We start from the raw sequence: 10,197 nt of genomic DNA, 5'->3' as shown, positions 1-10,197 counted from the left end.
GAGGTTCATCAGGCGCGGAACTCATCGAGGCGCGGGAATAAAATCCCATTCAGACGCCGGATAGATTCAAGCAAGCCAACTTATCGTCAAAATCGGTGTTGCAAAAACGGGAGTGACCATAGATTCCGTTTTCCAAGCGGCGCCAGAGAATGAAATATAGAAAAATTAATTAATCGTGGAAAAGTGCATTTTCTGCACTTCTTTTGAGATAATGGAATGAAGTTGACGGTTACGGAGAAAGTATATGGCAGGTTGGCAACTGAGGCTCTGGCGCCGGGGGCCTGCTCTGGAGCCGCGACAGGGCTGCCGAAGAACTCGGGGTAAGCCTTCGCACGTACAAAGACTATGAGAATGCAGAACGCGTAAAGCGGGCGATTGCGCTGGCCACGATGACGCTCACGCTGGGCAATATGGTGCCGGCACTGCAGTCTGAGCATGTCAGCAAGGCTCACCTGGTTGATTTGCTACAAAAAATGACGGCTGACGCGACCGGGAAATAAAAAAAATACAGCCCTTCAGGTACCTGCCCCCAATATCAGTGGGGTGCGGCTTCCTCCTCTTGCCATAAAATCCGCTCTCACCGACGCTGTATATATGAACAGTAATATTGAAGGAGGAATTTTTATGCAATCAGTTCATTCATAACGGCAAAGCTCACATCAGTTAATGTCGGGTGGCAGGTCATGAGAACGTTCATCCGTTCTGAAGGCCTGACCCTGCTCTGGCCACCGGTGTTCACGCCGCAGGTGAAAGTTCCCCTCTTTGCTGAACCCTGCGCGGCTGGCTTCCCCTCCCCTGCCCAGGATTACGTCGAAAAGGAGCTCGACCTCAACGAACTGTGCATTCGCCTGCGGGCATCCACGTTCTTCGTTCGTGATAGCGGCAGCAGCATGGAGGACCTCGGATTGTTTGACGGCGACGTCAAGGTGGTCGATCGCACTAAGGAGGCCTCCCTTGGGGATATCGTTATCGCTGAGGTGAACGGGGAGTTTACGGTCAAGCGCCTGCAGCAGCAGCCCCGCCTCGCCCTCCTACCCATGAACAAGGGGTACGAAACCATTTATCCTTAGGAGCTGCATCTGCTCGGCGTCGTCACCTGGTTCTTTAACAGCACGCGCGCGCCGGAGATAATCATGGTCATCTTCGGACTGGCTGACGTGAACTCGTTTTACCTCAGCTGTAAAGCGCTGTTCCGCCCTGACCTCCGCGGTAAGCCGGTGATCATTTTTGTCCAACAATGACGGGGGCGTTATTGCACGTTCAGCCGACGCAAAAATGCTTGGAATTAAAATGGGGGCACCCTGGTTCCAGATAAACCATGATATGTCCCAGCGAGTGATGGCTGCTTTCGAAGAGATTTCACCCTCAGTAGAACAATACTCTATTGATGAGATGTTCCTCGGTATACTTGGTATCGACAAAGCCGTAGCATTTGAAGACTTTGGCAGACAGGTTCGCGCCAGAGTTAAAGCCGTGATCGGCTTAAAAGTAGGTGTCGGGATGGGCCCTACCAAGACACTGGCTAAATCCGCGCAATGAGCCGGTAAAGAATGGCCTCAGTTCGGGGGGTGCTTGCGTTGACTCTGGATAATCCAGTACGTACGGATAAACTGCTGGCACGCCAGCCTGTAGAAGAAATCTGGGGTGTCGGCAGGCGAATTGCTAAAAAGCTTAATGCTATGGGGATTATCAGTGCACTTGATCTGACCAGAAGCAATCCGGCATTCAGCAGAGAAAACTTTAGTGTGGTACTCGAACGTACTGTAAGGGAACTCAGAGGAGAGTCCTGTATTGCGCTGGAAGAAGCTCCGCCAGCTAAGCAACAAATCTTCTGCAGCCGAAGCTTTGGAGAGCGGGTAACAACTCTTGATGGCATCCGTCAGGCTCTCTGTAAACATGCCTAGTGCGCAGGTGAAAAATCGCGACAGGAAGGGCAGTACTGTCGGCATATCTGCGTGTTTATCAAGACGTCCCCCTTACTCCCGGTGAGCCTTATTACGGGAACGTGGCCGGAAAAAAGCTGCGTGTTCCCACCCAGGATACCCGAGACATCATTGCAGCGGCAATGAGAAGTCTGGAACACATCTGGCGAAACGGGCATCGTTAAGCCAAAGCTGGCATCATGCTTGGGGATTTTTGTCCTGACGGTGTTGCTCAGCTGAATCTTTTTGATGAGCATTTACCACGGCCGGGCAGCTCACAGCTGATGGCTGTGATGGTTCGCATTAACGTTCCCGGGACAGGGAACATATGGTTTGCTGGCCAGGGTATCAATCCGGAATGGCAGATGAAAAAGGATATGTTGTCACCCGCTTGGACAACCTGCTGGAAGGTTATTCCCGTCGCAATTATTCGCTAAGAGATATTTTTTGCGTCTGGCAACGTCACAGCGTTTGTTGTGCAGAATGATATAAATTTTCATAAGTAAGATCTTTACACTTTGAATTCAACATTCTCTGCCCAGGCCCGTTTTATAAACATTCAAAAAATCTGCGGCCAGCATTGACCGGTTAAAGATTATCAGTAACTACTTTAACTTTTGCCACAATCCTGTCGACAAACTTTGCCGTAAGCCAGCCATTACTGTTGCCTAGTACTGTAACCCTCGCAGGGAAAATCTCGGTATGGAAGCAAAGAAATTCATACTTATGGAAATTTCGGTCGAAGACAATCCCACACTAATGAGCTGAATGCGTGAATGAATGCTTTATAAAAATGTTTCAGTGTGAAGGATATCCAAGGCAAAGCCGATGCGGAAACGCATATCAGTCATTGCTTAGCGGCTGGAATATCATAACCACAAGTTTGCAGGCATATATTCGACTCCATACCCGCCTGCTTTATGAAGTGCAATATCTAACACCGAGATGGGGGTTAAGCGTATAACTGTGCTTCAAGTAGTCAACATGAACTCAGGCTTTCGTGAAAATGGCAAAGGCTGCAAGGCTGATGAGGCCATGAATATCAAACGATGATCTTCCCGGCTGATAATCCCCATGGCATAAATCGTATATCAGAAATGACGAGTATAAAGCAGGTAAAAGATTACGTTCAAGCATGAAGACGCTCGAAATCATATCTGCAGGGGAATCAATCCAGGACACTTTAACAGCCGATCAAACAGTTTTAACCCTGAACGCAGTGGCAACTTTAACAAAAATATCTTACTGATGAGCTCCTCAGAGTGGGAGTTCATCGTATTTACACATCGAATTTGTTAATGCTCTCAGAGGTCTTATTGTGCCAGTAACTGTAACTGGGCCTCTATCCTCTACTCTGGCAAAACAATCTACACGGGGATTAATTACATGTTGGGTAAAAAGGCCTGTAGAGGTACGAAAGTACAAGCATCGTGATATACGAGAATTAAAGAACGCATTAACAAAGTCAGTCTGAGCTTCCACTTGTTATGCGATGCCACCATCCAGAATAGCCTTCTAAGGGTTACATTAAACACTCCCTGTCTTCTTCCTAAAGCTACGCAGATTATCAGCATCCTTTAAACATTTAGTCAGCAGGCGGAACGGTCATTTTCATGAGGAAAAAAATTCTCTTCATAAAGATTTAGCAAAAAAGCGCAACCTCTTTTTTTGTAAGATAGTGAAGCAAGGCATATCACAGATCATGTCCAGGGATGTGCCTGCTACATTGCAGATACATTTTTACCCTGAACCAGTGGAAATGGTTTCATTCACTACGTTCTTCGCTTTCGATATCCAGAAGCCGCGACCTGCCTTGAGTAAGTGAATTGATCCATGAGGAATAAAAGAGGAAGATGCAGGCAATGAAAGTGGAGATTTCACCGTGAAATTCAGAAAACTAAAAGAGTATTTTCAGTAAGTTAGCGGTGAAATATCGACAGAGAAAAAGTCAGTCTTTCAGGTGACGTGTCAGTACAGCCTGAACCGCTTTATCTATGTCATCCTGCATTTCAGCTGATAAGCGGTTAAACTCGTAGCTGAACATACGCCCACGACTCTTTTTACGGGCATAACGGTTTTTATCAGGGAACTGCCAGAGAGGCGTAACCTTGACCTTTACCGCAGGCGTTGCGTTGCCAATCAGTGTCGCTTCGCTTCTGATTTCTGCAATGATCCTGTTTTTAATCTCATCTTCTGCCAGCATAGCATCTTCACGAACCAGTTCCACAGCAGGAAGGATGTTCAGTGAAAGCTCTTCTACTGAAATACTTTTAGATGTCAGCAACTCTTCCGCTGTAAGCAGCGTTTTATAGTCGTTATAAGACAGTTCAGCCTGTACCGGGAACAATGAAAGCAGCTCCTGTGAAACGTTCGCAGCCTGGAGCGCTCTGGTTACTTTTGCCTGCGACATCCGCTCATCTTCAGCGATTTCTTTTTGCGACAGACCACTGTTTTTCAGTGCCAGCAGGCGCATGCCGACTTCACGAATGTTATGTTCGCGGGCGGTCTGAATATCCTGAGCCAGGGCGCGGGCTTCGGAAACCGTCAGTGACTCGTCAGTAACCAGAACGTCCAGTGGCGAGTTGCAGAGCAGGGCAGCGGCACGCCGGCGAGAGCCATCCAGGATCTCAATCCCTTCTTTACGTCGCACGCCTATCGCAGGGAAGAATTGCTGCAGAGTGAGAGTGCGGGTGATGTCCTTCAGCGACTCAGGCGTCAGTGCTGCCTGATCACGCCCATTGGTTTCCTGGATAACAAAGGTGGAATGTTTTATCTCTGAAGCATCCACAGTCAACCGCGTGAATACAGCTTTCCTGCCGGAGGAAAGCGTAAATATCTGGCCAGAGGGTTCAGCCTGAGCATCTTCCTGAATAACGGGCGTGCTGAAGGTGCGTCCGATTGTCTGGCGTTTCTTGTTCATATTCACCTCAGTTCATCCTTATAAATTCAATGCGGTCAAAAACAGCTTTTGCGAAATCTTCAGCAGCTGAGCGCGCATTTTTGAGTGCTTCGCTGCTGCCGACATAAGTGGAGGGATTAGCGGAAATTACGGTATCAAAGGATTCACCACACCGCTCAAATCCATCCAGGCGGGGAAGGGCAGCATCAAGCATGTCGCCACCAAAAATTTCCTTCGCCAGACTGTGGCAGAGTTTGTGGTCAGGTTTACTGGACAGCTTGGACATAAAACCAATATTGCCCTTCAGGCGACACTGACAGCCAGACTCCTCAATAATGCTCACCAATTCCGGCAAACGTGTCAGGTACTTCAGGGTTGAATGAAAATCAACCTGAGCAGGTGGCACTGGGGTCATCAGCAGATCGGCAGAGGCAATGGCATTTTTCAGGAATGCATCGAGGTGAGGGCCGCTGTCGACAAAAATGAAATCATAGTCTGCCTTCAGTTTATCAATTACGTTTTCGCGCAGAATCGCATGGGGGTTCTGACCTGGCAAATATTCCGCGCACAATCCTTCCCAGCCTGAAGCAATAAAAGCATCGTCAATGGAAGCAGGGAGCACGTCCACCCCTGGAACAACCGAAGGCACAATGAACTCACTGAGAAGCTCTTTACGTGTCGGTTTCTGCAGCATGGCCTGAGCCGATGTTGTTTCAACCAGACCTACCGAGCGGGTGTGATTAAGGAACATTGTCGCAGATGACTGAGGATCAAGGTCAATAACCAGGATGCGCAGATCTTCAAAGAGCAGGTGAGGGTGGGCACGAAGTGCGTGTGCCAGTGACACTGTCGACACCGTTTTTGAAACGCCCCCTTTCAGATTTCCAACAAAGATCGTCATCGCTTCAGCATGACGATCCCGGTATTTAGGAACACCCCGGTGATGGTAAATATCCACAATGTTTTGAACACTCATGGCATATTTTAAAGAAGAGCCGGCTGCACGTTTTTCAAAAACATACCCCTGTTCTTCCATCTCACTGACAGCGTAGTCCACATTTGCACGTGTTAACTTTGGCAGTTTGGATAAAGCCGCTTTTGCATAGACCTGAAAATACTCGTTTTCCTTGAGTTCTTCCTTCTGAGCCTGAATCTGCTCAGTCAGGGCAGTGAGCATTTTACCCGCACGCTGCGCGACTTTGTCTGTTTGATGCAAATCCATAACCATCAAATGCTCCATACATGTAGAAAAATAACTTTAACGCAATAATCCTACATAATCATATATAAATCAACCTTTAATGAGCAAATTTTGACCTAATATATAAAATAATGATTTCATTTGAATTAGATGTAGCAAAAGGCCATTTTTCCTTCTCTACATCGATTAAGCCGATGCTGGCACCAGTTATAAGCGCTGCCTGTAACGAGGCACCGCTATTCATTTATACGGGCATGTCTGCCTCAATGCCCATGATCGGGATTCAAATTCCCCTTATCCCTTACGGCTTACACGGCCTGATAATGTCATCAATCTTATCCACAAAAAACGGTGAATAGAATATGTATAAAAGGTGTGCAGGACGATCCTGATTCGGCAGATGTCTCCTCACAACGTTGCCTGGATGAACCAGATTTGGTGATGAGGTTGCCAGCTGATCAACTCACCACGACAGTTCCATTATGCTGATTTCATCTGTGAAATTTTCAACACAATGCAGACTCGAGTCATGTGCTGCGGCCAGTGAATTTTATGAAACGGCGTCTAATCTGTTGAGAAAACAGCCTCCAAACCGTCACTGCCGATAGCCCAGGACGACTGGTGTATTAATGAAATAAGGGTCAACGATTACGTCACAAAGGTAGCTGTTAGGAGGCCAACGCATAATTGCCACTGGCCATGTGAATCTTCGCAAAGCAGGAAAAGGTGTGTTACAACATCTGGCTCGCCATGAAGAACGGCCGCATTGTGATCGAACTGATGCAAAGCCGTTACGATACTAAACAACTATGAAGTTGCCACTGGAGGGGCAACCGGCATAGAAATGAATCCCGATCAACTTTACTCCCGGATGAGAACCTTTCATGGGGGTTGATTGGGGTTACATTTGCAGTACGTATATGCCCCAGCATAACGTCAGAGCGACTGACTCAGCTCCTGCCTGAGAAAGGTAAAGAAACGCTCTCAGTGAACTGCTTGCAGGCCTTGCTACTTAAAGCTCATCCACAGAACTGAATACGCCCGGTTGGTTCCCGCGTTGGTTGAACCTGAATTCCCCCTGCCCTCTTCCGACAGCAACATAGTTCAGAGCTGAGAGTAGTTTGTTTTTTCTGACTCTCGAAATACTCTGCACCCACACCTTATAGCAACCTTCGAGCGCTTGAAAAAAACAACATTTAGGCGTTACTAGGTGCAAATAAATACTTAATAACATAGTGATCAGTAGCGGTCTCATGATTTAGTGAGTTAGCACACACTTACATTATAAGCCGCTCCTTCAATGATATTTGGAAATAGAGTAATGCTGCATCCACTTAGTTTCAGGTATACAGAGATACTAAATGTGGAAGAATTTTCTGTACTGAATACAAGGCTATACGTGGAAGGATTTCCGGATGAGAGAGATATCATTTCGAGGAATGTTATCAGTCCATGGCAGGATAAATGTGGAGTGATTTTCTGATCTGAATGCAGAGAGGGCTTTGGAACGATGGATGGCTCACAGGAGATATGTGGAAAGATTACCTGTACTTTGAAGCGGAGTACATGTGGAGTAATTTCCAGATCGTCAGTTCCTCCGCTCTAGCAATATTTGAAGCACAAGGGATCCGTATGGAGGATAGAACCTAACCCTCGCATGTTCATACAACAGTAGACATAAAGAAATAAAAAATAATCTCATACCATTTTAATTACAATAACTTAAGTGAATGTGGAAAGATTACCTGCCATGTGTGGATCTAGATATGTGGAATGATTTTCTGCGATCTGCTTCAGTAAGTAGGGATGAAAGCTGGAAGATATGTGGAAGGATTTCCCGTAGGGTATCTGCATGTGAAACCTAATAACCGGGATAATAGAACTGAGAACTGGAGCGTTTAATGTGGAAGGATTTCCTGAAGTATTGTCGTAATACAGTGTCACGGTTATCTCTTAGTCTGGGGCAGCTTAAAGCATAAGAAAGTATACTCGCGAGTATATGTGGAAGAATTTCATTAGGTTAAATTGTTATTTATCAATCAGATATATAGATTATTAGCTTATGTGGAGCTTTTACCTGACAGAGTGCAGAGCGTCTACATATGAGGACTAATTATCTGTTAACTTAAAATGTGGCGGGGTCACGCAGTAATCCAGCATTCACCACGAAGACGAGAACAGTGAGTAGGGGAGATAAAAAGTGAATAAATCGGCCAGGTTTACCTGGATGATTTGATCTTTTATTAGTTTATATTTAAATAGTTTCAGTTTAAGACAGGATAAAAGTAATATGATTCATGTAGTTAAACGGACTTTTGTGGAATGATTTCCTGCTTCAGGTGGAGATATTTTCTGCTAAACGTGGAGTCATTATCTGTCTCAGGTGGATCTCTTTCCTGTTTAATGAGGATCGTTTTCCTGTGGATGATAAGATCAACGATCTGTAAGAGGTAACATCGAGCTAAATTACATAACCTACTGTTAATTGGAAGGTTATGATAGACTCATTGGGTAAGGCTCAGTGATTTAAGGGAATGTGGAGACATTACCTGATCCTGACAGGATCCCTTTAGCACCTTAAAAGTCGGCATAACGATCAACTTTGCACTACCAGGACAAGTTGGTTGACTCAGCAAATCATATGTGGAACTATTAAAAAAAAGTCCACAGTAGAGCGCGAGATGGAAACGAAAAAACTCACGGTCGTTCAGGGTAATGAACTTCTCGAAGGTGCATACAGCGTCACCCTGGATGAAATGCGTCTTCTCAATCTCGCGTTAGCGCAAATAGACAGTCGTCGCCCTCAGCCTGACATCCTCTACCGCCTCTATCCTAAAGACTTTCAGCGTATTTTTAACGTTAATCCTACCAGCAGTCATGTCCAGTTGCGTACCGCGGCTGAGAGCCTCATGAAGAAGCCTGTGACGGTTTATAAACGTGATGCCCGTACTAACAAAGTCAAAACTGTCCAGCTGGCCTGGTTTTCCAGACTTGAATACATCAGTGACGACGATCAGAGTGCAGTAGTGGTCAGATTTGGCCAGGACGTCGCGCCCTATCTTTATGAGCTCAAAGAGAGCTTCACTCAGATGAATTTCTCCAATCTGGCCAAACTGGATACCCCGTTCTCGGTGAGGCTTTACGGCTGGCTGATAAAATCACGCCATCTGAGTGGCTTCAAACAGAATGGCGCCATTGAGGTTACTCTGACCCTGGACTGGATGCGGGAAAAAGCCGGACTTGTCGGCAAGTATGCCGATTACCGGGATTTTCGTCAGAAGCTTCTGCAACCTACTGTTGACCGCATCAATGCTAATACCGATATTTCTGTAATCTGGGAACCGGTGAAAGCAGGGCGGACAGTTACCGCGATAAAATTCATTTATGCAGATGAAGCCAGTCCTGAAGTGGCCAAGCCAGCACGTCCCAGATTACCCCGGCGGCCACGCGCTGTTAAAGGGTCTGACCTGGAAGGGCGGTGGGCCCGTCAGTGTATTGAGCTGATGAATGACTGGATTAATAAGCTGAATGCTTATGATGCTGATACTAAAGCACCCATTACTGACATCCGCAAGCTTGCAGAGTGGTACTTGCTAATCGGTGATAAGGAAAATCACAAACGCATCACGGCAGAAGTCCGTACACGTAAGCGAAAATAGCCATGGCTGTGTGCCGGATCTCACCATGAGGCCCGGCATTTTAATTACAACATACACGTTTTTTTGCCCCCAAGAACAGAAAATCCCTCCACATTAGAGTCTGTATGTAATCGTCTGACAGGAAGTTTCTCCATCCTTCTTTTGCCTGCTCAACTCCTTTTCTTTCATCTCCTGAATAACTTAAGAACCGATGTAATGATTGAGTAGATTTCGATCTTGAAGTTACTTTTTAAAATGGGCGAGACTGAATGTTGTAACTAAAATATTTAGCGCGAGGGTGATCATTTTGCTCCTCCCCTCGATCCCACAGTGCAGACGGCCCACCACGGGAGGCTTTGCTCGGCAATATCGCGCTAAATATAGCGACCGCCAATGAGTCCGTTAAGAGTTTTCGACGATTGAGGCTGGCACGGTAACTAACAGTGGCACGATGCAAGGCGGACAGTCACTACAGGTCTCGGGGAAGCAGGCGACCAATAGGGGAACGTTACTCAGCGATGGCCAGCTGACGATGAG

Annotated in this window: 5 protein-coding genes and 1 pseudogene; 4 read left to right on the top strand and 2 right to left on the bottom strand. The window is 46.5% G+C overall.

Annotated elements, in window-relative coordinates:
• The first annotated feature begins 683 nt into the window (after positions 1-683).
• A complete protein-coding gene (gene umuD / locus WCC56_RS15855) occupies positions 684-1,070 on the top strand; it encodes a translesion error-prone DNA polymerase V autoproteolytic subunit (protein WP_424693303.1) in 387 nt (128 codons plus the stop codon).
• Between the two features lie 69 nt (positions 1,071-1,139).
• A pseudogene (umuC, locus tag WCC56_RS15850) lies at positions 1,140-2,359 on the top strand (translesion error-prone DNA polymerase V subunit UmuC).
• Positions 2,360-3,870: 1,511 nt separating this feature from the next.
• Here umuC and WCC56_RS15845 read toward each other — a convergent pair.
• On the bottom strand, positions 3,871-4,842 hold the full coding sequence (locus WCC56_RS15845) for a ParB family protein (RefSeq protein ID WP_424693302.1): 972 nt from the start codon (positions 4,840-4,842) through the stop codon (positions 3,871-3,873).
• A 7-nt stretch (positions 4,843-4,849) separates the two neighbouring features.
• The gene (locus tag WCC56_RS15840; protein ID WP_424693305.1) at positions 4,850-6,043 is read right to left on the bottom strand and encodes an AAA family ATPase; all 1,194 of its coding nucleotides are present in this window, start codon (positions 6,041-6,043) and stop codon (positions 4,850-4,852) included.
• Positions 6,044-8,703: 2,660 nt separating this feature from the next.
• On the opposite strand from WCC56_RS15840, the gene WCC56_RS15835 reads away from it, so the two are divergent.
• Both WCC56_RS15835 and WCC56_RS15830 read left to right on the top strand, forming a co-directional pair.
• Positions 8,704-9,681: a replication initiation protein gene (locus tag WCC56_RS15835; protein ID WP_424693301.1), complete on the top strand. Its 978-nt coding sequence runs from the start codon at positions 8,704-8,706 to the stop codon at positions 9,679-9,681.
• 397 nt (positions 9,682-10,078) lie between these two features.
• Positions 10,079-10,197, top strand: a 119-nt coding sequence (locus WCC56_RS15830) for a hypothetical protein (RefSeq protein WP_424693304.1), incomplete at its 3' end; no start/stop codon positions are given.

Source organism: Erwinia sp. (genome assembly GCF_049696395.1).
Classification (GTDB): Bacteria; Pseudomonadota; Gammaproteobacteria; order Enterobacterales; family Enterobacteriaceae; genus Erwinia.
This window is presented reverse-complemented; position numbering and strand designations above follow the sequence as displayed.